A 24,274-nucleotide genomic window follows, 5' to 3' on the forward strand; every position below is an offset into this window, starting at 1 on the left:
GCCCGTGTACTGGACGTACTCGGGTTTTCGGTCGGTGCGGCGAGAGCGCGTGCCGGGCGCCGCGACGCCGCGGACATCCGTCAGACACCCCCTAGCTCCAGGTCCGCCCCGACGCCTGGGCGACCAGCTCGAAGGCCGTCTTGCCGTCCAGGGACTCGCGGACGATGTCCGCATGGCCCGCGTGCCGGGCGTGCTCCTCGACCAGGTGCAGGAGCAGCCAGCGCATCGAGACGCGGCCCTCCTTGGGGAACCACGGCTGGTCGGGCAGCGGGAAGGTGTCGTCCAGGCTCGGCACGTCGCGGATGAACTTCTCCAGCTCGGCCACCACCCCGTCCCAGAACTCCAGGACCGCGGCGACCGATTCGCCCTCGACCAGCCGGAAGCTGTCCGCCCAGGTCTCCTCGGTGCGCTGCTTCTCGTTCGGCTGCTGCTGGGCCATCCGCAGCCAGCCCAGCTCCGTCTCCGCCACGTGCTTGAGCAGTCCGGAGAGGGAGAGTTCGCTCGCGCTGGGGCGGCTCGCGGCCTGCTCCTCGGTGAGCCCGAGGACCGAGCGCCGCAGCGCGCCGCGCTGGGCTTCGACGAAGGACAGGAGCGCGCCGCGCTCGTCGCCGGGTGCTTCCGAGGGAACGTGAGTGACCATGCCGACCGACCGCCTCTTGTTGTCCGTGGTGTGTTGTCCGTGGTTCCGGCTCGGTGCGCCGTCCCCGACAAGAGACAATCTACGGAGCAATGAGGACAGGTCCTGTCCTAGAAGGCCACGACAGGGGCCCTAGAAGGGGAATTGGGTCCGTCCGTGCTGGACCGAGATCCACTTCTGGGTGGTGAAGGCCTCCACCGTCGCCCGGCCGTTCAGCCGGCCCAGCCCTGAGGCCTTCTCGCCGCCGAACGCGGCCAGCGGCTCGTCCCCGATGGTGGAGTCGTTCACATGGATCATGCCCGTCTCGATCCGCTGGGCGAAGCGCACGCCCCGCTCGACGTCCCGCGTGTGGACCGCGCCGCTGAGGCCGTACGGGGTCGCGTTGGCCAGCCGTACGCCCTCCTCCTCGCCGTCGAAGACGACCAGCAGGGCCACCGGGCCGAAGATCTCCTGGCCCAGCAGGGGGGAATCCTCGGGCAGGTCCGCCAGCACCGTCGGTTCGACCAGGTTGCCGCGCGTAGAACCGCGTACGAGCGCCTGCGCGCCCGAGGCGACGGCCCGGTCCACCAGCGCGGTGAGCGCGTCGGCCTGGAAGGAGTTGATCAGCGGGCCGATGTGGGTCTCGGGGTCGTGCGGGTCGCCGGTGTTCAGGGAGCGCACCTTCGCGGTGAACTTCTCGGTGAACTCGGCGGCCACGGAGCGGTCCACGAGGATCCGGTTCGCCGCCATGCAGACCTGGCCCTGGTAGACGAAGCGGCTGAAGACCGCCGCGTCCACGGCGTAGTCGAGGTCGGCGTCGTCCAGGACGACCAGCGCGCTGTTGCCGCTCAGCTCCAGGACGGTCCGCTTGAAGTGGCGGGCGGCGACGGCGCCGACGTGCCGGCCGACCCGGTCGGAGCCGGCGAAGGAGATCACCTTGGGCACCGCGTGGGTCAGGAGCGCGTCGCCTATCTCCGCTATGTCGGTGACGAGGACGTTCAACAGTCCGGCCGGGAGGCCCGCGTCCTCGAAGATCTTCGCGATGACCCCGCCGCCGACGACCGGCGCGTTCTGGTTGGGCTTGATCACGACGGCGTTGCCGAGCGCCAGGGCGGGCGCGACCGACTTCATCGTGACCAGGAAGGGGAAGTTGAAGGGGCTGATGACGGCGATCACGCCGACGGGCAGCCGCTGGACCCTGTTCTCCTTGCCCTCCACGGGCGAGGGCAGGATGCGGCCCTCGGGGCGGACGGAGAGCTGGATGGCCTCGCGGATGAACTCCTTGGCGAGGTGGATCTCGTACTCGGCCTTGGGCCGGGTGCCGCCCAGCTCGTCGATCATCGCCTCGACGATCTCCGGCTCGCGCTCCTCGGTGATCCGCAGGGCGCGTTCGAGGACGGTGCGTCTGGAGTAGGGGCTGGTGGCGGCCCATTCGGCCTGCGCGCGCTCGGCGGCGCGGTAGGCGCGGTCGACCTGCTCGACCGTGGCCACGGTGATGGCCGCGAGCTTCTCGCCGTTGTAGGGGTTCACGTCGATGATGTCCCACGAGCCCGTACCGGCCAGCCATTCGCCGTCGATGTACTGGTGGGCCAGGTCGCTGAATATGGACATGCCATCCCTTACTGCGAGCGCGCACCCTTGCGCTGCACTGGAGACTGATCAGTCGTCATAGTACGTGCGAATCAAGACAGTTGGAGCAGGCCACGCAGAAGATCCCGGGTCTGGCGCGGATCCGGGCAGTCGCCCTGGAGCCGTTCCATGGCCCGGCTGTACTGCCCCACTTCCTCGTCCTTGTCCAGGTAGAGGGCGCTGGTGAGCTGTTCCAGATAGACGATGTCCTGGAGGTCGGACTCGGGGAAGCGCAGCAGTGTGAACGCGCCGCTCTCGCCCGCGTGCCCGCCGAAGGAGAAGGGCATCACCTGGAGTTGGACGTTGGGGCGCTGGGAGATCTCGATGAGATGCTCCAACTGGCCCCGCATGACGTCGCGGTCGCCGTACGGGCGGCGCAGGGCCGCCTCGTCGAGGACGGCGTGGAAGACGGGGGCGTTCTCGGAGACCAGGACCTTCTGGCGTTCCAGGCGCAGCGCGACCCGCCGGTCGATCTCGGCGGCGGTGGCCGTGGGCATGCCGCGGCTGACGACGGCGTGGGCGTACGCCTCTGTCTGGAGCAGGCCGTGGACGAACTGGACCTCATAGATACGGATGAGTGACGCGGCGCCCTCCAGACCGATGTACGTCTGGAACCACCCGGGCAGTACGTCGCCGTAACTGTGCCACCAGCCCGCGGCGTTGGCCTCGCGGACGAGCCCGAGGAGCGACTCGCGCTCGGTGCCGTCCATGACTCCGTAGAGCGTGAGGAGGTCCTCGACGTCCCTTGCCTTGAAGCTCACCCTTCCCAACTCCAAGCGGCTGATCTTCGACTCGGATGCGCGGATCGAGTAGCCGGCCGCCTCACGGGTGATCCCACGGGATTCACGGAGCCGCCTGAGCTGCGAGCCCAGGAGAATACGGCGCACCACAGAACCGCTGGCTTCTGCGGTCACTTGTCCTGCCTCCCCTTCGCCTTGGCGTGCGCGGGGCCCCCGTACCCCAGGGGCCGCAGTCTGCCACCAAAACGCATCGGCCCGTACTCGTTCTGTAACGGAATCCTGCGTCCCGGAAAAGAAGTCCGTAAGTATGCGTAGGAAGAAATGAGCAAGAACCATGACGGGACCGGACACGTCCGGCGCGTGCACGTGCATCTGCCCTTGCATCTGACATCCGCATTCGGAAGCATGGTCCCCGCGCACCTGCGTGCTCTTCGCGCCGGCGCGAGACCCACCCCGCAGTTCTTTCTGGTCAGGGCCACCGCCCGGCCGCGAATCCCGGGAGTGCCTCGCATGGGGACGAATGGATCGACCGTGCTAGAGCCGTTACGGCAGGGGCTGCCCCCGGTCGACCCCACGGCTGTCTCCGGGTCCGCCTCCTGCGCTCTGCCCGCCCGGTACGAGGCGGTGCGGGGCGCCCGTTCGTTCACGCGGTCCACGCTGGCGCAATGGGGACTGGACGACCGTTTCGACGACGTGTCCCTGGTCGTCTCCGAACTCGTCACCAACGCGCTGCGGCACGCGCTGCCCGAGGAATCCCACGGCCCCCAGGGGTCTCGCGAGACCCGCGGGGAGCAGGACCCGCCGGTCAGGCTGCACTTGATGCGGTGGAGCACCCGGCTGGTGTGCGCGGTGCGCGACCCGAGCGAGGACCGTCCCGGGGGCTGTTTCTCACCGGAGCGGACCGAGGAGAACTTCGACGCCGAGTCGGGGCGCGGGCTGTTCCTCGTGGACTCCTACAGCGACAGCTGGGGCTGGCACCCGCTCGCGGGACGGCTCACCGGCAAGGTGGTCTGGGCCCTGTTCATGCTCCAGGACTGACGGGCGCGAACCAGCCGATCCACACGACACTGGCCGGGAACGATCATTGCGATCGTTCCCGGCCAGTGCACGTGCATGGCTTGATCAGCTGCCCTGTACCTGCTGCCCGCGGCCCGTTGCCGTCAGGCGATGAGGTGGTCGAATTCCCCGTCCTTGACGCCCAGCAGGAGCGCCTCTATCTCGGCCGGCGTGTAGACCAGCGCCGGCCCTTCCGGGTGACGTGAGTTCCGTACCGCCACGTCGCCTCCCGGCAGTTTGGCGAACTCCACGCAAGAACCCTGCGAGTTGCTGTGCCTGCTCTTCTGCCACATCACCCCGTCGAGTTCTGCGGCCGCCATCCCGTTGTACGCATGGTCCACAGGAAGCCCCCGATAGTGCAGATGTCAACTGCACCGGATCATAGCTGTGTTCATCAGGCGCTGCATGGGCAGATGCACGTGCACGGGGCGTGGTCCCTTGATCACAGCCGGGCGGCCGGTTTCGCCCCCAGCGCCGCCGAAACCTCCTCCAGGGACTCCAGCAGCAGCTCGGCGGTACTGCGCAGCACACCGGGCGGGGGCCCGGCCGGGTCCGCCAGGACGTCCCGGACCGCGTCCCACTCCGGGATCCGCCGCTCCCGCACCGCCCGGGCCCCCTCCTCGGTCGCCGTCCGCACGGCCTCGGCCAGCGCCGCCGCGCCCGGCTCCGGGGCCCGGTCGCGGTCGGGCAGGTGCGCCTCCAGGAGCATCGCGCGGCGCCCCAGCGCCGCCAGCGCCTCGGCCGCGTCGTCGGCGGCGGAGCGGGAGATGCCCCGGTGCCGGACCGGCTCGTCGGAGGCCCGCGCGACCGCGTCCTGCCAGGCGACCCGGGCGTCCCGGGCGGCCAGCACCGCCTCGCGCACGTCGGCCCGGCGGGCGCCCGCCGGGTCGGCGTACTGCCCGAGCACCGCGGCCGCGTACCGCCCGCCGGCCGCGACCCAGTCGGCGAGCCGGGTGCGCAGCCGCGGGGTCTCCCACGCCGGGTAGAGGGCGTAGCCGATCATCGCCAGGAGCCCGCCGACGAGGGTGAGGGCGACCCGGTCGGGCACGGTCTGGTCCCAGCGCACCCCGCCCATGCCGAGCAGGAAGACGACGTAGGCCGAGAGGAAGACCTGGGAGACGGCGTACCCCGTGCGCATCAGGACGTACATCAGGCAGGCGCTCACCACCGCGAGCAGCCCGGAGAGGTACATGCCGGGCTGCGCGAGCTGGACGATCCCGGTGGCGGCCGCGACCCCGACGAGGGTGCCGCCGAAGCGGGCGACGGCGCGCGAGTAGGTCTGGCTGAAGTCGGGCCGCATCACCATGACGGCGGCCATCGGGGCCCAGTAGGCGTGCCCGAAGGGCAGCAGGTGGCCGATCAGATAGCCCGCCGAGGCGACCGCGGTGACGCGCAGCGCGTGCCGCAGGACCGGCGATCCGGGGCGCAGCTCCGCCCGTACGGCCTTGGCGACCAGCGGGACCAGCCCGGGCAGCGTGGGGCGCAGCATCGATTCCGCGGGGTCCGCGGTCCGCCCGGACCCCGGCTCCGCGGTCTCCAGTACGTCCTCCAGCAGAGCGGTGAGCCGGCGTGCGGCCCGCAGCGCCGCCCCGTCGAGCAGGTCGGGGGTGTCCGGCGACTTGAGGACGGCCAGGGCGGGCGCGGGCAGCCGGACGGGCTCCCCCTGCCGGATCGCGCGCGCGGCGGCGTCGAGTACGGTCCCGGCGGCGGCCAGCAGCTCCCGCACCCGGTCCCGGGCGGGCCCCTCGGCCGGCGCCCCCACCGCGGGGTCGGCGAGCGAGGCCAGCACGGGCCGGATCCGCTCGGCGAGCCCCCGGGCGCCGTGCAGTTCGGCGGGCCGGCTGCGGGCCTGGCGGCGGGTGACGGTGGCGGCGGCGCGGGCCGTCATCAGCGGTGCGGGATCGAAGGGCGCGGCCGGATCCTGGCGCAGCCGCCGCGCGTAGTCCGCCTCGGCGGCGAGCGCGTCGGCGAGGGCGTCGCGCTGGGCGCCCCAGCGGCGCACCGGGAAGAGCACGATGAGCAGCGCCTGCACCACCCCGCCCGCGGCGATCATCGCGGCGTGCCCGGCGGCCTGCGCCACGGAGGTCGGCAGGGTGACGGTGACCAGCATGATCGCCACGTTCCCGGAGGCGATCACCCCGGCGGTCGGCCCGGCCGCCCAGAGCATCCCGGAGGCGAAGGTCCACAGGGCGAGCAGCGCCAGGAAGGCCAGGGTGTCGGAGGAGCCGACGAGATAGCCGATGAACGTACTGACGGCGAGGGTCAGTCCGGAGGCGAGCGCGAGCACCGGGCGCGGGCGCCAGCTGCGCTGGAAGGAGGAGACGGCGGCCGTGAAGGCGCCGAAGGCGGAACTGGCGGCCGCCCCGGGCCCCAGGAAGGTCAGGCCGAAGCCGATGACGAGGGCGAGGCCGATGCCCGCGCGCAGCGCGATGAGCGGTTCCAGGCGGGTCCGCTCGACCGTCAGCCCCGACCGGGCGGTGTCCTTCAGGGCCCGCAGCCAGCTCATGCAGCGAGCGTAACCGCATTCAGGGTTTCTTCAGATTTGTCCGCACACGGCGGATGGGGCTTCCATAGGGCCGTTCAAGACCGTTCAATGCCGTTCAAGGCCGTCCGACGCCGGTCACCGTACGTCCGAAAGATGGGTACGCGCATGCTCAGGAACGCCATGGAACCCTGGCACCTCGTCGTCCTCCTGGTCGTCTGTCTCCTCGTGTTCGGTTCGAAGAAACTCCCCGACATGGCCCGCTCGCTGGGCAAGTCCGCCCGCATCCTCAAGAGCGAGGCCCGCGCCATGCGGGCGGACGACCGGCCCACGACGGGGGACGTCACCCCGCACTGAGCGCGGACGGCCGCTACCGGCGCAGCGCCTGACGGTCCGGCCGCCCCGCCGTGCCCACATGGGCCCGGTCGGCCGCCTCCGTGCCGTCGGTCCACCCCGCGAGGTCGGTGGCCCCGCGCAGCCGGGTCGTCGTGGTCTTCGGGAACATCTCCTCGGCCCGGGAGCTGACGGCCACGTCGCGGGCCACCAGCGCGGGCAGGTTGTCGGGCGTCTCGGCGGCCGTGTGCTCGGCGGTCTCCGCCAGCCGCTGCCCGAGCCGGCTCGCGTAGGCGAGCAGGAACGACTGACGGAACGTCTTGGTCCGCTTGCGCCCGCCGGCCCGCTGCCCCGCCTCGGCGCGCGTCATCGCCGCCGTGCCCTGCACGAGCAGCGAGGTGTGGAGCAGCTCCACGGACTCCAGATCGCCCTCGAACCCCACCACCGTCGAGAACTCGAAGGCCGCGTTCCACACCGCCTGGCACCGGTTGGCCCGCGCCACCGCGTCCAGCAGCACCGCCTTGGCCTCCTCGTACGGCGGCTCGACCCCGATCCGGCAGGCCCCGGGCACCTGCCCGGCCCCCCCGGCGCGCACGGCCAGCAGCGCCTCGTCGACCGTGTGCCGGGCCATCAGCTCCTGCGCCTTCGCGCTGAGCGCCTCCGCCTCCTCCGGGAAGTTCGTGGCCTCCGCCTTCGCCAGCAGTGCCCGGATCCGCGCGAGCATCCGCGGCTCTATGTGCCCGGCCGCCTCCAGCTCCCCGGCGGGGTCCCCGGGCAGCGGTCCGACCGGCTCGATCGACGGCAGCCGGACCAGCACCCGCAAGACCTCCAGCACCGCGGTGGCCAGCGAGAACCGGTCGCACTTCTCCCGCGCGGCCACCCGCTCCGCGTACGCGGAGTCCTCGCCCCACCACGCCTGCCCGGCCCCCCACCGCGCGGGCAGCCGCGCGTACCGGCGCGCCTCCCCGGCGATCAGGTCCCCGACGAGCCGCACGTGCCGCTCGTCCAGATCCCGGCGCACCAGCCGCACCACGTCGGCGGGCTGCCATCCGCGCTCCCAGGCCTGGCGTACGAACGCCTCGCCCCGCGCCAGCAGCTCCTGGCCCACCTCGCCCCACGCGGCGGCGGCGAGCAGCGACGCGCCGGTGTCGAGCCCGGTGTCGTCCTGGGCGTAGAGGGCGGCGGCGAAGGCGCGGTCGACAACATTTTTCACACCACCAGCTTGGCACGCCCCGTCACAGGGCCCGAGCGCCCCCGGGCCCGCCCCGCGGCCGCCGCCCCACACCCCCGGCCCGCCGGCTCCGGCCCGTCGGCGGCCCCGCTGTCAGACCCCGGTGGAACACTCGGACGATGAGCGACCACCCCCCGCGGTGGGTGTTGGCCGAGACCCCGGACGCCCACTGGCAGGCCACCCCGGCCGACGGCCACGGCCCCCGGATCACCAGGCCCACCCCCGCCGAGGCGGTCCGGGCCGCGGCAGCCCCGCCCGCCACCCGCTGGATCTGGCGCTCCACCCAGGCCGTGTACCCCCGCCTGCTCGCCTCCGGGGTCACCGTCGAGCGGTGCTACGACATCGAGGACGCCGAACTCCTGCTCCTCGGCCACGAGGGCCGCCTCGGCGAGCCCCGCTCCGCGGCCGCCGCCTGGGCCCGGCTCACGCACACCGCCGTCCCGCCCGACCCCCCGCAGCGCGCCGCCGAGCCCGGCACGCAGTCGTCCCTCTTCGACCCCCGCCCGGCCCCGCTCCCCCTCGACTCCCTGCTCGCCGTCTACGCCGACCAGATGCGCCGGCACGGCGCCACCGCCCACCCCGACCGCATGCACCTGCTCACCACCGCCGAGTCGGCCGGCTTCCTCGTCGCCGCCGAGATGAACCGGGCGGGCCTGCCCTGGCGGGCGGACGTGCACCGCGCGCTCCTCACCGACCTCCTCGGCGAGCGATACGGCGGCGGCGGCTCCCCCCGCCGCCTCGCCGAGCTGGCCGAGCAGATCTCCGCGGCCTTCGGCCACCCGGTCCGCCCCGACCTCCCGGCGGAGGTCATCAGGGCCTTCGCCCGCGCCGGGATCAAGCTGAAGTCCACCCGCCGCTGGGAGATCAAGGAGATCGACCACCCCGCCATCGCCCCGCTGCTGGAGTACAAGAAGCTCTACCGCATCTACACCGCCCACGGCTGGGGCTGGCTCCAGGACTGGGTGCACGACGGCCGTTTCCGTCCCGAGTACATCCCCGGCGGCACCGTCACCGGCCGCTGGGTCACCAACGGCGGCGGCGCCCTGCAGATCCCCAAGGTGATCCGCCGGGCGGTCGTCGCCGACCCCGGCTGGCGGCTCGTCGTGGCGGACGCGGACCAGATGGAGCCCCGGGTGCTGGCCGCGATCTCCCGCGACCCGGGCCTGATGGAGGTGGCCGGCCGGCCCGAGGACCTCTACACCTCGATCTCCCGGCAGGGTTTCTCCGGCGACCGCGACATGGCCAAACTCGCCGTCCTCGGCGCGGTGTACGGGCAGACCTCCGGCGACGGCCTCAAGAACCTCGCCGCCCTGCGCCGCCGCTTCCCGCGCGCCGTGGCGTACGTCGACGACGCCGCCCGCGCGGGCGAGGAGGGCCGTCTGGTCCGCACCTGGCTGGGCCGCACCTGCCCGCCCGCCGCCGGGGCCGCCGCCCAGGAGGAGGCGGGCCTGCCCCAGGAGGCCCCGGCCGCGGGGGCTCCGTACGCGGTGGACGACGGCGCCCCGGACGCGCCCGAGGGCTTCACTCCGGGGTACGCGTCCTCCAACTCCCGCGCGCGCGGCCGCTTCACGCGCAACTTCGTGGTCCAGGGCAGTGCCGCCGACTGGGCCCTGCTGATGCTGGCGGCCCTGCGCCGCTCCCTCGCACCCCTCCGCGCCGAGCTGGTGTTCTTCCAGCACGACGAGGTGATCGTGCACTGCCCCGCCGAGGAGGCCGACACCGTCGCCGGGGCGATCCGCGCGGCGGGCGACCGGGCCGGTCTGATCGCCTTCGGCGAGACCCCGGTCCGCTTCCCCTTCACCACAGCCGTGGTGGAGTGTTATGCCGATGCAAAGTAGGGACGTAAAAGAGCCACGGTTGGTTCAGAGATGTTTCAGAAATACGCTGAACCGATGACCGGGTGAGTGCCACCCTTGTCCCATGTCGGGTATCCGTGGCGCGGGCCCATCGCCCGAGCGCCGCCTTGTGCTGGACCGTTACGCACTGCTGGAGCGTTTCCAAGGGGGCATGGCAGAGGTCTGGAAAGCTCACGACCAACGGCTCGACCGCATGGTCGTGGCCAAATTCCTCCGGGTCACGGACCGGGGCACCCACCCCGCCCTCCGCTTCCTGCGCGAGGCGAAGATCCTGGCGGCCATCGACGATCCCCGGATCGTCCGCGTGCACGACGTGGACGAGGCCCGGATCGACGGCTCCTGGCACCTCTACCTGATCACCCAGTACGTCCACGGCCGGACCCTGCGCGCCGCCGTCCCCAAGGGCCACCGGCTGGCGGTCGCCCACGCCCTGCGCTGGGCCGCCGAGTTGTGCGAGGCACTCGTCCCGGTGCACGCCCGGGACCTGGTCCACCGGGACATCAAGCCGAGCAACATCATGGTCCGCGGCGCCGACACCACCGCCGCGGCCTCGGACCCGGGCGGCGGCGGCCCGGGCGGCGGCCCGGGCGGCGGTACCGGAACGGACAGCGGCGGCACCGGCGGTGGCCTCACCGCCGCCGCGGCCGCGCCCTCCACCGGCAATGCCGCCGGCTCCCGCGGCAGCCTGGTCCTCCTCGACTTCGGCATCGCCCGCTCGTACACGGCCTTCGGCGCCCTCGGATACGCGGCCGGGGTCACCGGCTACGCCCAACTCGTCGGCACACCCGAGTACATGGCCCCTGAATGCTTCCTCCAGGAGCCCATCGGCCCGGCCACCGACCTCTACGCCGTCGGCTGCGTGCTCTTCGAGATGCTCACCGGCCGTCAGCCCTACAGCGCCCCCGACGACTACGGCACCCTCGTCACCCTCCACTGCCGGGCCCCCATCCCCTCCGTCCGCGCCCTGCGCCCGGAGGTGCCGCCCGCCGTGGACCACCTGGTCACGCGGCTGCTCACCAAGAACCCCGGTGAACGCCCCGCCGACGCCCGCGAGATCGCGGGGCTGCTGCGCGGGCTCAGCGTCGCCGTCGTACCGCGGCCCACCGTCGTCGTCACCCCGCTCACCCCGCCGCCGCCCGGCCCGCCGCCGGGGCCCCCGGCCGATCCCGCCCGGGCGGTCGAGGCCCGCTGCAACGCCGTACTGGAGGCCACCGACGGGGAGTCGGAGGCCGCGTCCGGCGAGCGCGTGCGGCGGCTGGGCGAGGTGCTCGCCTCCGCGCATGCCACGCTGCCCGCCGATCACCGCGGGATCTGGCTGGTCGCGCTGCACCTCGCCCAGGCCCTGGCCCGGGCGGGACGGCCCGCGGCCGCCGCCGAGCGGCTCGCGCCGGTGGCCGCGCGGGCCCGCCAGGTGCTCGGGGCGGACGACCAGCTGGCCGTGCTGTGCGCGCTCAACCTCGCCCGCTACATCGGCGAGTCCGGGCATCCGCGCCCCGCCGCCCAGCACCTGCTCGAACTGCGCGCCGCCGTCTCCGGGGTCCTCGCCGCGACCGACCCGAAGCTGTCGGAGATCCGCTACGACCAGGCCCACTGGCTGGCCGCGGCCGGCGAGACCCAGCGCGCCGCCGCCGAGTTCGAGGCCCTGTACGCCGATCACTGGACGGCGTACGGCCCGGACCACCCGCAGACCGTCCGACTGCGCGAACTGATCGCCCGCACCCGGGCATGACGCGCAGCCGGAGCATCAGGGAGGGGATGTAGAGCATGGCCGACATGTACGACCTGAACGCGATCCGGGACAGCTTCTTCGCCAGCCAGTCCAAGACGGGGGCCGGGCAGCAGGAGGTGTACGTGGACCGCGACGGCAAGGTCCGCCTGGGAACGGGCGGCGAGAACGACGCCCCGCTCTCCAGAGTCCCGCAGAGCACCTTCGCCGCCGCCACCGACGCGGCCCGGCTGACACGCGAACGCCGCGTGGTCGAGGCCAAGATGCCCGCCAACACCTACTACGAGGACGCCCCGGGCGCCGAGGGCTGGGTCTACGAGATCACCACGATGTTCGAGCACAAGTACGTGATGTGCGCGCGCTTCGACGGGGTCGAGTACCAGGTGCGGCTGATCGAACCGGAGCTGGAGTCGCTGCCCAGCCACGACCAGCACGGCTTCCACCTCTACAACAGCGGGAAGATCTGCCTCTCCGAGCGCCCCGGCTCGGGCCAGCCCACCCTCCAGGAGGCGTACGCGCGTTCGGCGACGTGGGCGCTCGGCGTCGACTTCGTCCGCATGGGACGCCCGTTCCCCTTCAACCGCAAGCAGTAGGGACCGATGCCGTGCTGCCCGTACATGTCTTCGACTACGTGATCGACCAGGTGGGCAGGGACATCGGGCGGACCCGGCCCGAGCAGGGCGGCGCCCTGCTCGGGCTGCGCGGGCGCGACGTACTGACCGCGTTCGTGCACGACGCCCGCGCCCAGGTGACCCGGGTGGAGTACAGCAACACCGCCTGGCTGCTGGACGAAATAGGGCGGATGGAGGGGGCCGGCCCGGTCCGGTTCAAGGGCATCATCCACTCGCACCCGACGGGCATGCCCCGGCCGTCCCGGCAGGACCACCGCGAGTACGGCCGCACCCTGGAGGCAGTGCCCGACCTCGGGCGCTACCTCGCGCCGATCGTCACCCACGACCTCACCACACCGGGCGAGCGGCACGAGCTGTTCACCGACACCGCCCGGATCTCCTTCTTCGGCGCGATGTGGACCGAACGCGGGGTCCGGCTGGAGCCGATGCGTCCGGTGGTCGTACCGCTGGCCGCCGCGCTCCGCCACGCCGGGCTGTCCTGGTCGGACTCCTTCCCGCTCACCTGCCTGGTGGGCGGCGTGCCGGGGGTACGGGTCCCCCTGCCCCCCGGCCGCTCCGGCGCCCGCCGCCACCTCTTCGCCACCGCCGACTTCCCGGTGACCCCGCCGCTGCTGCTGGAGGAGGCCGGGGCGGACGGGGCGCACCCCGAGCTGATCGTGCGGGAGCTGGGCTGGGACCCGCGGATCCCGGAGACGGACCGGCTGCGCGAGGCGCTGGGGGCGCTGGGGTCGGGGGGCGCGCAGGGTTCCCGGGGGGCGCACGGTTCGCCGGGGGCGCTGGGTTCAGCCGGGGCGCACGGTTCGCCCGGCGCGCACGGTTCGCACGGGGCGCACGGTTCGCCCGGGGCGCTGGGGGCTCGTACCGGCGCGCCCTTGTCCTCCGCGCCCGCCCTCTCCGCGCCCCCGCCCACGCCCCTTCCGGCCCCGCGGAAGCCGCGCACTCCGGACGCGCGCGAGGCGCGCGCCCCGCAGCCCCTCGCCCCGCAGCCCCTCGCCCCGCAACCGCTCGCCCCGCACGGGGCGGACGAACCGCCGACCCCCTCGGACCCGCCCCCGGGACGGATGCGCAGGCTCGTCTACCGGGCCGGGATCGGCCGCTCGCGGGCCGCGCGCGACGGGCTCTTCGCCCGCACTCAGGGCCTGCTCTCCCCCGCGCTCGCGGACACCCACGTCCTGCTGGTCGGGGTCGGCTCGGTCGGCAGTTACCTCGCCGAGGTGCTCGTCCGCTCCGGGGTGGGACGGCTGACCCTGGTCGACCCCGACCGGGTCGAACCGGCCAACCTGGGCCGGTCGTTGTTCGGGGTGCGCGACATCGGCCGCAACAAGGCCAAGGCCACCGCCCGGCGGCTGCGCAAGGTGAACCCGCGGCTCAAGGTCACCGTCCTGGCCCGCGACGTCGCCGCCCTCGACGACCACCACTGGCACCAGCGGATCTCCGACGCCCAGCTCGTCGTCGCCGCCACCGACGACAACCAGGCGCAGCAACGCCTCAACCACCTCTCGTACTTCCTGCGCCGCCCGGCCGTCTTCATCGGCCTGTACGACGGCGCGGCGGGCGGCGAGGTCGTCTTCACCACCCCCGGCTCCCCCTGCTGGTCGTGCGCGACCGGCGGGGTCCGCGAGTCCCTGGGCGAGCTGGGCCACCAGCCCCGTACGGACTACGGCACGGGCCGCCTGTACGCCGTACCCGGACTCCTCACGGACATCCACCACCTCACCGCGGCGGCGGCGAAGGTGGTCCTGGCCCTGCTGCACCCGAGCGGCGGACCGGACCGGGTCGGCGGGTTCCTGACCGCCCCGCTCCGCAAGGACCTGTCCATGGCCCTGTTCGCCATGGAGCCCGACCACTGGTTCTTCCCGCGGGTGCTCGGCGAGGCACCCGGCCAGCACGCCTTCCAGAGCATCTGGCTGCGGACGGGGCGACGGCCCGACTGCCCGGTCTGCGGCGACCCCTCGCTGCGCAGCGACCCGCGCGAGTACGGCGACGGGGCGCGCCACGACGCCGAACTGACGCGGCGCCAGAAGAAGGCCTTCGAAGAACGCCAGCAACGCCACCGGCGCTGAGCAGGGAGGACGAGAGCACCCATGGGGGACGACACGACAGAGGCGATGCGCCGCGCCCGCGAGGCCCGCCTCAAGTTCAACAAAGCGGAACCGTCGGCCCCCAAGCCGGCCCCTGCGCCGACGCCGCCCCCGAGGCCCCCACGGACACCGAGGCGCGCGCCGACACCGAGGCCCGCGCCGAGGACCGCACCGACGCCTCCTCCGGCACCCACACCCACGCCGAGGCCGGCACCGACGCCGTTCCCCCGGTCATCGGCCGCGCAGCCGCGCCCGGTGGCGGGCCTGGGCCCGCTCGCCGCGTTCGGCCAGGGCGCGGCCCTGGTGCTGCTGCTCTGGCAGCTGCTCGTCCTCAGCGCCTGGGCGGCCCCGCTGCGCATCTCGACGGAGCTGGCCCCGCGTTGGGGCTATCCGCACGATCTCGCGGTGAGCGAGCTGCGTGCGGACTGGTACGGCGACCTGTGCGACCTGGTGCTGTGGCAGGGCCCGGGCCGCGCGTACCCGTGGCTCTTCCCGGCCTGCGCGGTGATCCTCTACCTCCTGGTCCGGGTGGGCCGCCTCCCGGAGGCCCTCCAGGCCCTCCTGGGCACCCTGATCGGCGCGTACGGCCTGGCGGCCCTCCTCGCGAGCGCCCCGCCCCTGCTCCGCCAATGGCCCCTGGGCCTGGCCCTGGTGGCCCTGAGCGCCTGGGCTCTGAACGGCCTCCACCTGAAGAAATAGCCCCCCGGCCGCGGGCGGCCCGACCCACCTGGGCCGGGCCGCCCGCTCAGCTCATCTCAGGTCAGCTCAGGTCGTGGGCGTAGACGTGGAACTCGTCGCGCACGAACCCCTCGGACTCGTACAGCGCCTGGGCGGTGTGGTTGTCGTACGCCGTCTCCAGCTGCAGCCCGGCCACCCCGGCCTCCCGCGCCCGCCGCAGGCACTCCCGCAACAACGCCCGCCCCGCCCCGGTCCGCCGCCCCTCCGGAGCGACGTACAGATCGCTCAGCAACCAGGCGGGCCGCAGCGAGAGGGACGAGAACACCCGGTAGACCTGCGCGAACCCCACGGTCCCGGCCCCATCCACATCGGCGAGCAGCACGAGCGACTCCCCGTTCCGCATCCGCTCGGCCAGGAACTCCCGCGGCGCACCCTCGTCCTCGACGACCACCTCGTAGAACCCGAGGTACCCCCGGAACAACCCGGCGGCCACCTCAAGATCCCCGACCCCGGCCTCCCGCACCCCGACCCGCTCACCCATGTCCCGACTCCTCCTCATCCACCCCCGCGCGGCCCCCATTATCCCGCCCGCCTCCGGATTCCGGGCGGCGAGCCCCCCGGTCACGGGTGGTCAGCACACCCACCCGTTGATCACTCTTCGCAGTGGACCCGCCTCCAGGCCAGAACCTCGCGGCGCCGACAGGCGTTCCGGTCTGCACACACGACACTCCGCCAGAAGGGGACACCAGTGAGCAGGCTCGTCACCACCCGGATCATCGCCACTCTCGCCACCACGTTGACCTTGGCCGTCTTACCCGTCACCGAGGCCCAGGCGGGCGCCATCGGCTCCACGCCCGTCGCCGGCTTCGCCTACCAGGTCGGCGGCGTCACCATGAAGGTCCCGACGGGCTGCATGTTCACGCACATCATCCGAGGCGGGGGCAAGAAGATCACTTACCAGAACGCCGGAGTCGACTGCGGCTTCGTCGGAGCCCTCAACGCCGGCTTCTGCAACTGGCGCATCGACTTCACCTACGCGGACACCGACAACAAGACCTACCGCACCTCCCGCGGCCAGACGCACACGAAGTGCGAGATCCACCCGATGCGTAACAACGCCCCCCAGACGCTGCCCCGCTACGGCAAGGCGTGCGCCCACCTCAACATCAACGGCGTGCGCCGGGTCAGCCAGTGCCACCACATCACGAAGTGAGCTGCACATGACCACCCCACGCCCGCCCGAGGACTCCGCGCGGGAAGCCAGGCTCCGGCGCAGCGGCATCGCCGCCTTCCTCACCGGGGCGGCAGCTTGCCTCGCCTTCTTCGCCTTCTTCCCCGGCCTCCCCCACGTCATCGACTGGGGCGCGATCCTCGCCTCGCTGGCTGTCGGAGCCCTCGCCCGATGGGCCTGGCGGTCGCACATGGGCAAGAAACACGCCCGCGTCGAGTAGCCCTGAGGCTTGCGGCCGACGTCGACATCAAGATCGTGTCCGACGCCTTCGGGCACGGCGAGACGCCGGTGACGCACGGCACCCATCAGCCCGTCATGCCCCAACAGGCCGCCGACGCGATCGCGGCCACAACGCCGCTCGTCGAGCCGGCCTCGCGGTCCGCCATTGATCAACTTGTGGCACAGATCCGCGAGGCCGGCGAACATGACACCCGAACCCACGGATCCCGCGCTCACACCGGGCGCCAGGCGCGAAGACGGGCACGCCGGGAGGGTGCGCGGATCATCGCGTTCCGCCCCTTGCCGCCCCATCCGCCCTGTGCCACCCCGTCCGCTCACGCGGCGCGCACGCAGCGAGCCGCAGTCCGGACAGGGAAGGCGGGCCGGCACTGGAGTGATGCAGGCGATGGATCGCCTGCCCAGAGGAACGCCGCGACGGTGTGCGGCGTCCGGGCCCACGACACGCCTCCGGGGATACCTGGTGCGGTTATTTCGACTACTGCAGGTAATGCGAAAGGGACTCGCCTTCGCGAGCCCATGTCGCCGCACGAAGAAACGGGCACATCACGCTGATTGCGTACCGGCACCAGGACGATCAGAAGCGGCGGGCAGCTGCGGGCGAGCTCACGGCCCTGAACGAGGAGATGGGGCTGACCTGACAAGCCAACAGGCCTGAGCTTGATCCAACGAAACCGGCCGGCACACGAGAGTTGATGACGCGCGCCGTCCGGGACTGCCTCGTCAAGGACTACGAGCCACTGGAGGCGGTGCCGAAACAGACGCTGACGACCGTCACGTGCTCGCTGACGCCATCAAATCCCGGGCTCAACCCACCGTCACCAACAACCTCAAGGACTTCCCTCAAGAGACCCTCACAGCGTGGAATGTCGAAGCTGTTGGCGCAGACGACTTCGTCTTGGCCCAGATCGACCTGGAAGCGAGACGGCCTCGTAGAGTCGGCGGCCGCTCTCCGCGCCGTCTGAGGGCAGCGGGACTCTGGCTCACCTCGCGGAGCGAGCTTCCGAGATTCGAGCAGGATGGCCTCACGACGGCCTCACATGAGGGCGCGAAGATCATCGCGCTCTGCGCCCGCCTGATCGGGGCATAAGAAAAACCCCAGGTCACGGCGAGTGAGTCCTGAGGTTCTTCTAGAGCCGCCTTCGGGATTCGAACCCGAGACCTACGCATTACGAGTGCGTTGCTCTGGCCAACTGAGCTAAGGCGGCACCGCTGGGAAGACAAGAATTTCCCTGGTGGGAGGCTCTCATCAGCAGCGGCGCCAAGTCTACAGGGTTAAACCGGGTGCCCCGAACCGCGTCGCGGAGGGGTGGGTGGCGAGGGGGTCAGCACTTCTTGCCGGGCGGGGGCGCGGTGCCCTCCAGGAGGTACTGGTTGATCGCCGTGTCGACGCAGTCGCTGCCGCGGCCGTACGCCGTGTGGCCGTCGCCGTCGTAGGTGAGCAGGACCCCCGAGTCGAGCTGGCCCGCGAGGGCCTGGGCCCACTTGTACGGGGTCGCGGGGTCGCGGACGGTGCCGACGACCACGATCGGGGCCGCACCCTTCGCCTGCGCGCGGTGCGCCGTGCCGGTCGCCTTGACCGGCCAGTACGCGCAGTTCAGCGAGGCCCAGGCGAGGCCCGCGCCGAAGACCGGGGACGCCTTCTCGAAGGAGGGGAGGGCCTTCTCCACGTCCTCCGGGCCGGCGAAGGCGGCGGGCTGGTCCAGGCAGTTCACCGCCGCGTTGGCGTACATCAGATTGGCGTACTTGCCGTTCGCGTCGCGTTCGTAGTAGCTGTCCGCCAGCCCCAGCAGCCCCGCGCCCTCGCCGTTCATGGCGGCCTGCAGCGCCTCGCGCAGCTGCGGCCAGGCCGCCTGGTCGTACAGCGCCTCGATCACCCCGGTCGTCGCGAGCGACTCGCCGAGCGGGCGCTTCGCGTCACCACTGGGCACAGGCTGGGCGTCGACCTTGCGGAAGAAATCCTTCAGCCGGGCGGCCACCTCGTCCGGAGCGCCCTGGCCGAGCGGACAGTCGGGCTGCTTCGCGCAGTCCTGGGCGAAGGAGCGGAACGCCGTCTCGAAGCCCTCCGTCTGATCCCGGTTCAGCTCCAGCGCCGGGCGCGCGGGGTCCATCGCGCCGTCCAGGACCAGCCGCCCGACCCGGGTGGGGAAGAGGTCCGCGTAGGTCGCCCCGAGGAAGGTGCCGTACGAGGCGCCGACGTAGTTCAGCTTCGCGTCGCCCAGGACCGCGCGCAGCATGTCCATGTCCCGGGCCGCCTCCACCGTGGAGACGTACGGCAGGATCCGCCGGGACTTCTCGGCGCAGCCCGCCGCGAACTCCTTGAACGTCGTCACCAGCTTCGCTCGCTCGGCCGCGTCGTCCGGGGTCTGGTCCACCTGGGTGTACGCGTCCATCTGCGGTCCGGTCAGGCAGTCCACCGGGGCGCTGCGGGCCACGCCTCGCGGGTCGAAGGACACCATGTCGTACTGGGCGCGCACGGGCGCCGGGTAGCCGATGCCCGCGTACGCCTGGAGGTAGCCGATGCCGGAACCGCCCGGCCCGCCCGGGTTGACCAGCAGCGAACCGAGCCGCTTGCCGGGCCCGGTGGCCACCTTGCGCGAGACCGCGATGTCGATGTCCTGGCCGTTGCCGGGGTGCGCGTAGTCCAGCGGGGCCTTCATCGTGGCGCACTGGAACCCGGGCGCACCGCAGTCGCGCCACTTCAGCTTCTGCGCGTAGTACGGGGCCAGCGCGGCCGGGATCGCCGTGGGCTCGGGTGCCTGCGCGCTCGCGCCCGTACTCGCCCCGGAGGCCGAGCCCGGGCCGTTCGTGGCGCCGGCCCCGGAGGAGGACACGGCGGCGCGGGAGCCGGAGCTTCCCGTGGTGCACCCGGAGAGCAGCAGCCCGGCGGCGGCGATCACGGTTCCGGTGGTGCGCAGCAGGCGACTCGTGTCCATCTCCGGAGCGTACGGCCTGCCCGGCGCCCGCGAGGCGGAGGCCGGGCCCGCCCCGAAGGGTGACGCGGGGCCCGCCGGACCGCCGCACCGGCGAGGCGGGGCCCGTCGCGCTTCCGGCCGCGCCTTGCCCGTACGGGTGAGCCGGTCAACCGGCGTCCCCCGTCCGGGGCCACGCGCCCGGTCTCGGCCGCGGTCACCGTCCCGGACAGAACCCCGACCCCGACCCCGACCCCGACCCGACCGCGGCCCCGGCCTCGGCCCCGGGCGTGATCCCGGGCGTGATCCCGGTCAGCCCGCGCGCAGTGCCATCGTCATCGCCTCGACCGCGAGCAGCGGGGACACGTTGCGGTCGAGTGCCTCCCGGCACGCGATGATCCCCTCGATGCGGCGCAGGGTCCGCTCGGGGCCCGAGGCGCGGGCGACCCGGTCGAGGTCCGGACGTATCTCCTCGTTGGCGATGGCCAGTCCGGAGCCGAGCTGCAGCGCGAGCACGTCCCGGTAGAAGCCGATCAGGTCGGTGAGGGCCAGGTCGAGGGTGTCGCGCTGGGTCCGGGTGCGGCGGCGCTTCTGCCGGTCCTCCAGGTCCTTCATCACCCCGGCGGTGCCCCGCGGCATCCGGCCGCCGATCCCCGCGGAGGCGCCCATCGCGGCACGCAGCTCCTCGGTCTCCTTGACGTCCACTTCCTCCGCCACCTGCTTGGCGTCCTCGGCGGCTGCGTCCACCAGCTCCTGAGCGGCCTTGAGGCACGCCCCCACGTCATCCACCCGCAGCGGCAGCTTCAGCACGGCGGCCCGGCGGCTGCGGGCGCGCTCGTCCGTGGCGAGCCGGCGGGCCCGGCCGATGTGGCCCTGGGTGGCGCGGGCGGCCGAGGCGGCCATCTCCGGGGCGATGCCGTCCCGCCGGACCAGCACGTCCGCGACGGCGGAGACGGACGGGGTGCGCAGCGTCAGGTGGCGGCAGCGGGAGCGGATGGTGGGCAGCACGTCCTCCAGCGAGGGCGCGCACAGCAGCCACACCGTGCGGGGAGCGGGCTCCTCGACGGCTTTCAGCAGCACGTTCCCCGCGCCCTCCGTGAGCCGGTCGGCGTCCTCCAGGACGATGACCTGCCAGCGGCCCACGGCCGGGGACAGCTGGGCCCGGCGGACCAGGTCCCGGGTGTCCTTCACGCCGATGGAGAGGAGGTCGGTGCGGACGATCTCGACGTCGGAGTGCGTGCCGACGATGGTGGTGTGGCAGCCGTCGCAGAATCCACAGCCCGGTTCACCGCCGAGCGCCCGGTCCGGGCTCGTGCACTGCAGGGCGGCGGCGAAGGCCCGGGCGGCGGTGGACCGGCCGGATCCGGGCGGACCGGTGAACAGCCAGGCGTGGGTCATCTTGGACGCGGTCGCCGACTCGATGCCCGCGGCATCGGCCGTGACCAGGGCGTCGGCATCGCGGGCGGCGGCGGCCAGCTGCGCCTGCACGCGCTCCTGGCCCACCAGGTCGTCCCATACGGGCATGCCGCCCACCGCCTTTCTCTCTTTGTGCGTTCACGCGGTCACCCAGCGCTCACCATTGTGCCGGGGCCCACTGACAATCCCGGCCGACGGACCTCCCGGCCCGCCCGCCGGGCAGGTCAGCGGCGGCGCGGGCGGCCCTCGTCGCCGTCTTCGTCGTCCCGCCGGTGCGGGCCGAGCAGCTCGTCCGCGAGCGTCGGCAGATCGTCCATCGGCGTCTCCTCCGCCCAGTCCGAGCGGCGGCGCGGGTGGCCGGAGCCGTCGACGAGGGGCAGCTCCCGGGTGACGTCGTTGCCGTTGCCACCGCCCTCGCCGCCGTCGCCGGGGCCGCTGCCCTGGTCGGCCGCCGAATCCCGAAAGATCCGCTGCGGCACCCGGGCCGTCGGGTCGGAGTGCCGGACCGGCGGCAGCACGGCCGTCTCCTCGTTCGGGGAGACCGGCGCGGAAACCGGCCCGGAGACCGGCGGGGTGAACTTCGGGACGGGGACAGTCTGGGTGATGTCGTCCGGCTTCACCACCGGGGTGGCCACCGTGATCGCGTCCGCCGGATGCGCGCCGGTACCCGGCTCCGCGCCCCGCGCGTCCTCCTTGACCATGTCGACCCGCCGCGCGGGCCCCTCGGCCGCCGTGGCGGCAGCCGTCGCAGCGGCCTCGGCAGCGGCATCAGCGGCGGCCTTCGCGGCAGTGGCCGCCGCGGCCTCGGCCAGCCGCCGCGCCTCCTCCGACCTCAGCAGGGCCTCCTCGGCCCGCCGCTGCTTCTCCAGGCGGCGCTCCTCGGCCTCGGCGCGCAGCCGCGCCTCCTCCTCCGCCTGCTTGCGCAGCCGCTCCTGCTCCACCGCGCGGGCCTTCGCCTCGGCCTCCACGCGCAGCCGCTCGGCCTCCGCCCGGGCCCGGGCCTCCTCCTCGGCGCGCAGCCGCTCCTCGCGCGCCGTGCGGGCGGCCTCCGCCTCGGCCTCGAGCCGGGCGGCCTCCGCCTCCCGTGCCTTGCGGGCCTCTTCCTCGGCGCGCAGCCGCGCCTCCTCCGCCTTGCGCGCGGCCTCCGCCTCGGCGGCCCGCCGCGCCTCCTCCTCGGCCAGGCGGCGCGCCTCGATCTGCGCCGCCACCTCGGCCTCGGACAGCGGGAGCATCCGGTCCATCCGGTGCCGGACCACGGTGGCCACCGACTCCGGGTCCTGGCCCGCGTCCACCACCAGATAGCGGCCGGGGTCGGACGCCGCCAGGGTCAGGAACCCGGACCGCACCCGCTGGTGGAACTCCTGGGGCTCCGATTCCAGCCGGTCCGGCGCCTCCGTGAACCGCTCCCGGGCCGTGGCCGGGGAGACGTCCAGCAGGATCGTCAGGTTCGGCACCAGCCCGTCCGTGGCCCAGCGCGAGATCCGGGCGATCTCGGTCGGCGACAGGTCACGGCCCGCGCCCTGGTAGGCGACGGAGGAGTCGATGTACCGGTCGGAGATGACGACCGCGCCCCGCTCCAGGGCGGGCCGGATCACCGTGTCCACGTGCTCCGCGCGGTCCGCGGCGTACAGCAGCGCCTCGGCGCGGTTCGAGAGCCCGGCCGAGGAGACGTCCAGCAGGATCGAGCGCAGCCGCTTGCCCACCGGGGTCGCCCCCGGCTCGCGCGTGACGACGACCTCGTGGCCCTTGCCGCGTATCCATTCGGCGAGCTTCTGCACCTGGGTGGACTTCCCGGCGCCGTCGCCGCCCTCCAGGGCGATGAAGAACCCGGTGGCGGCCGCGGCCTGCACCGGCTCGCCGCCGCGCAGCGCCTCGCGCAGGTCGCGGCGCAGCGGGACGCCCCGGCGGTCGTCCGCCTTGATCAGTACGACCACGGACACCGGCAGCAGCAGCGCGCCGACCAGCATCAGGACGAAGGCCGCGCCGCCGTGGTCGAAGACGACCTTGCCGACCGCGAGCCGGTGCGGGCCGATCAGGGCGGCCAGCGCCGGGGCGCCGACGGCGCCGAGGCCGACCGCGACCCGGACGGCCGCGTGCAGGTGCTCGGTGAGCCGGGTCCGGCGGAACTCCTCGGTCTCCTGGTCCAGGAGGGTGTGTCCGGTGTTGGCCGCCACGCCCGCGCCGGTACCGGCGAGCAGGGTCAGGAACAGGACGGTCGCGGTGTCCTCGACCAGCCCGGTCAGCATCAGCGCGACGCCGGTGACGCCGAGCGCCAGGGCCAGCAGGCGGCGCCGCGAGAGCGCGGGCAGCATCTTCCCGGCCTGGGTGAGACGGATCCCGACGGCGGTGCCGCCGGCCAGCGCGAGCACCAGCAGGGCGAAGGTGGCGGGGCCGCCGGCCAGGTCGTACGCGTGCAGCGCGGCGACGCCGACGGCGCAGGCCACGGCTCCGGCGACCGCCGCACAGGCGCCGACCAGGAGCCGGATGGCGCCCGTACGCCCCTTCTCCGGGCGGTCACCGGCCTTCGGCGCGCGCAGCCCCTCCAGCGGGGAGCGCGGGCGCGGGGTCTTCGCATCGGGCAGCACCAGCGGGAGCAGCAGCGAGACGGAGGCGGCGAACAGTCCGGCGGCGACGTACGAGCCCAGCGCGGCCTGGTTCGCGGCGAACCAGTCCACGCCGAGGCCGAGCGCCCGGCCGACCAGGGTGGCCGCGAGCAGCGCGGCGGCGGCGATGGGCAGCGCGGCGAACGCCGTACGCAGGGTCAGGCGCCGCAGCGTGTCGAGGTGGTCCGGCAGCGGCCGTACGGTCGCGCCCTCGGGCGGCGGCCCGGGCAGCAGGGCCGGGGCGGCGCTCTCCTTGGCCAGGGTCCACAGCCGCTCGGCGGCGCCGGAGACGAAGACGGTGGCGAACAGCACGGTCAGCGCGTGCTCCGGGAGCCAGTCGAGCCACAGCGGAGCCACGACGAACAGCACGAGGCGGACCCCGTCGGCGCCGACCATCGTCCAGCGCCGGTCGAGCGTGCCGCCCGGGGCCGTGAGCTTGGCCAGCGGACCGAGCAGCACCGCGCCGAAGATCACGGTGGCCAGGACGCGGACGCCGAGGACGGCCGCGACGACGAGCGCGGGGCCCCGCGTGCCGTCGCCGAACGTGCCCTCCTCGACGGCGGCCTGAAGCGCCAGCAGGACCAGGACCAGCAGCGCGAGCATGTCGCCGACGCCGCTCACCAGCTGGGCGCTCCACAGGCGGCGCAGCCTGGGAGTGCGCAGCAAGGCGCGCACCGCGCGCTCGCGGGAGTCCGCGGCGAGGGCTTCGTCGTAGGTCGGGGGCGGGGTGGGAGTCTCGGGGGCCGTGACGACCGTTGGCTGCTCGGCTCGCGTCATCCGCCCAGCCTATCCGCTGCGCTTGGCGGGTGCGGAGG

Annotated in this window: 19 protein-coding genes and 1 tRNA gene; 9 read left to right on the plus strand and 11 right to left on the minus strand. The window is 73.4% G+C overall.

Annotated features, from left to right (window positions below; translation table 11 throughout):
- Positions 1-91 precede the first annotated feature (91 nt).
- From ABT084_RS03230 to ABT084_RS03240, 3 genes are all read right to left on the minus strand, one after another.
- Complete coding sequence (locus ABT084_RS03230; protein ID WP_351037950.1) at positions 92-640, minus strand: DinB family protein; 549 nt, start codon at positions 638-640, stop codon at positions 92-94.
- 129 nt (positions 641-769) lie between these two features.
- Positions 770-2,227 carry an aldehyde dehydrogenase family protein gene (locus ABT084_RS03235; RefSeq protein ID WP_351037951.1) on the minus strand — a complete coding sequence of 486 codons (1,458 nt, stop codon included), beginning with the start codon at positions 2,225-2,227 and terminating at the stop codon, positions 770-772.
- Between the two features lie 71 nt (positions 2,228-2,298).
- Complete coding sequence (locus ABT084_RS03240) at positions 2,299-3,135, minus strand: Sco1979 family transcriptional regulator (protein ID WP_330335079.1); 837 nt, start codon at positions 3,133-3,135, stop codon at positions 2,299-2,301.
- Between the two features lie 360 nt (positions 3,136-3,495).
- Between ABT084_RS03240 and ABT084_RS03245 the strand changes: the two genes are divergently transcribed.
- Entirely contained in the window at positions 3,496-4,023 is a 528-nt protein-coding gene (locus tag ABT084_RS03245; protein WP_351037952.1) for an ATP-binding protein, read from the plus strand.
- Positions 4,024-4,145: 122 nt separating this feature from the next.
- Here the strand turns inward: ABT084_RS03245 and ABT084_RS03250 are convergent, their stop codons facing one another.
- Together ABT084_RS03250 and ABT084_RS03255 are read right to left on the minus strand one after the other, a co-directional pair.
- Entirely contained in the window at positions 4,146-4,382 is a 237-nt protein-coding gene (locus tag ABT084_RS03250) for a DUF397 domain-containing protein (RefSeq protein ID WP_351037953.1), read from the minus strand.
- A 101-nt stretch (positions 4,383-4,483) separates the two neighbouring features.
- On the minus strand, positions 4,484-6,547 hold the full coding sequence (locus ABT084_RS03255) for an FUSC family protein (protein ID WP_351037954.1): 2,064 nt from the start codon (positions 6,545-6,547) through the stop codon (positions 4,484-4,486).
- A gap of 144 nt (positions 6,548-6,691) precedes the next feature.
- On the opposite strand from ABT084_RS03255, the gene tatA reads away from it, so the two are divergent.
- Entirely contained in the window at positions 6,692-6,880 is a 189-nt protein-coding gene (tatA, locus tag ABT084_RS03260; RefSeq protein ID WP_351037955.1) for a Sec-independent protein translocase subunit TatA, read from the plus strand.
- A gap of 13 nt (positions 6,881-6,893) precedes the next feature.
- Here tatA and ABT084_RS03265 read toward each other — a convergent pair whose 3' ends face one another.
- Positions 6,894-8,069 (minus strand): DUF2786 domain-containing protein, encoded by a 1,176-nt coding sequence (locus ABT084_RS03265; protein WP_351037956.1) that lies wholly within the window; start codon positions 8,067-8,069, stop codon positions 6,894-6,896.
- Positions 8,070-8,206: 137 nt separating this feature from the next.
- On the opposite strand from ABT084_RS03265, the gene ABT084_RS03270 reads away from it, so the two are divergent.
- From ABT084_RS03270 to ABT084_RS03290, 5 genes are all read left to right on the plus strand, one after another.
- Complete coding sequence (locus tag ABT084_RS03270; RefSeq protein ID WP_351037957.1) at positions 8,207-9,925, plus strand: bifunctional 3'-5' exonuclease/DNA polymerase; 1,719 nt, start codon at positions 8,207-8,209, stop codon at positions 9,923-9,925.
- Positions 9,926-10,094: 169 nt separating this feature from the next.
- On the plus strand, positions 10,095-11,672 hold the full coding sequence (locus tag ABT084_RS03275) for a serine/threonine-protein kinase (RefSeq protein ID WP_351037958.1): 1,578 nt from the start codon (positions 10,095-10,097) through the stop codon (positions 11,670-11,672).
- Positions 11,673-11,707: 35 nt separating this feature from the next.
- The gene (locus tag ABT084_RS03280; protein WP_351037959.1) at positions 11,708-12,262 is read left to right on the plus strand and encodes a hypothetical protein; all 555 of its coding nucleotides are present in this window, start codon (positions 11,708-11,710) and stop codon (positions 12,260-12,262) included.
- A gap of 11 nt (positions 12,263-12,273) precedes the next feature.
- On the plus strand, positions 12,274-14,364 hold the full coding sequence (locus ABT084_RS03285) for a ThiF family adenylyltransferase (protein WP_351037960.1): 2,091 nt from the start codon (positions 12,274-12,276) through the stop codon (positions 14,362-14,364).
- Positions 14,365-14,637: 273 nt separating this feature from the next.
- Positions 14,638-15,081: a hypothetical protein gene (locus ABT084_RS03290; protein WP_351037961.1), complete on the plus strand. Its 444-nt coding sequence runs from the start codon at positions 14,638-14,640 to the stop codon at positions 15,079-15,081.
- A gap of 61 nt (positions 15,082-15,142) precedes the next feature.
- Here the strand turns inward: ABT084_RS03290 and ABT084_RS03295 are convergent, their stop codons facing one another.
- Positions 15,143-15,601: a GNAT family N-acetyltransferase gene (locus ABT084_RS03295; protein WP_351037962.1), complete on the minus strand. Its 459-nt coding sequence runs from the start codon at positions 15,599-15,601 to the stop codon at positions 15,143-15,145.
- A 207-nt stretch (positions 15,602-15,808) separates the two neighbouring features.
- On the opposite strand from ABT084_RS03295, the gene ABT084_RS03300 reads away from it, so the two are divergent.
- Both ABT084_RS03300 and ABT084_RS03305 read left to right on the plus strand, forming a co-directional pair.
- Positions 15,809-16,273: a hypothetical protein gene (locus ABT084_RS03300; RefSeq protein WP_351037963.1), complete on the plus strand. Its 465-nt coding sequence runs from the start codon at positions 15,809-15,811 to the stop codon at positions 16,271-16,273.
- 7 nt (positions 16,274-16,280) lie between these two features.
- The gene (locus ABT084_RS03305; RefSeq protein ID WP_351037964.1) at positions 16,281-16,511 is read left to right on the plus strand and encodes a hypothetical protein; all 231 of its coding nucleotides are present in this window, start codon (positions 16,281-16,283) and stop codon (positions 16,509-16,511) included.
- Positions 16,512-17,662: 1,151 nt separating this feature from the next.
- Here the strand turns inward: ABT084_RS03305 and ABT084_RS03310 are convergent.
- The 4 genes from ABT084_RS03310 to tmk all read right to left on the minus strand — a co-directional run bounded on the left by ABT084_RS03310 (position 17,663) and on the right by tmk (position 24,236).
- Positions 17,663-17,736 (minus strand) — tRNA-Thr (locus tag ABT084_RS03310).
- Between the two features lie 117 nt (positions 17,737-17,853).
- Positions 17,854-19,464 (minus strand): alpha/beta hydrolase, encoded by a 1,611-nt coding sequence (locus ABT084_RS03315; protein ID WP_351037965.1) that lies wholly within the window; start codon positions 19,462-19,464, stop codon positions 17,854-17,856.
- A gap of 288 nt (positions 19,465-19,752) precedes the next feature.
- A complete protein-coding gene (locus tag ABT084_RS03320; RefSeq protein WP_351037966.1) occupies positions 19,753-20,964 on the minus strand; it encodes a DNA polymerase III subunit delta' in 1,212 nt (403 codons plus the stop codon).
- Between the two features lie 116 nt (positions 20,965-21,080).
- Positions 21,081-24,236, minus strand: a complete 3,156-nt coding sequence (tmk, locus tag ABT084_RS03325; protein WP_351037967.1) for a dTMP kinase — start codon at positions 24,234-24,236, stop codon at positions 21,081-21,083.
- Positions 24,237-24,274: the final 38 nt, after the last annotated feature.

The organism is Streptomyces sp. NPDC002138, from assembly GCF_040296485.1.
Taxonomy (GTDB): domain Bacteria; phylum Actinomycetota; class Actinomycetes; order Streptomycetales; family Streptomycetaceae; genus Streptomyces.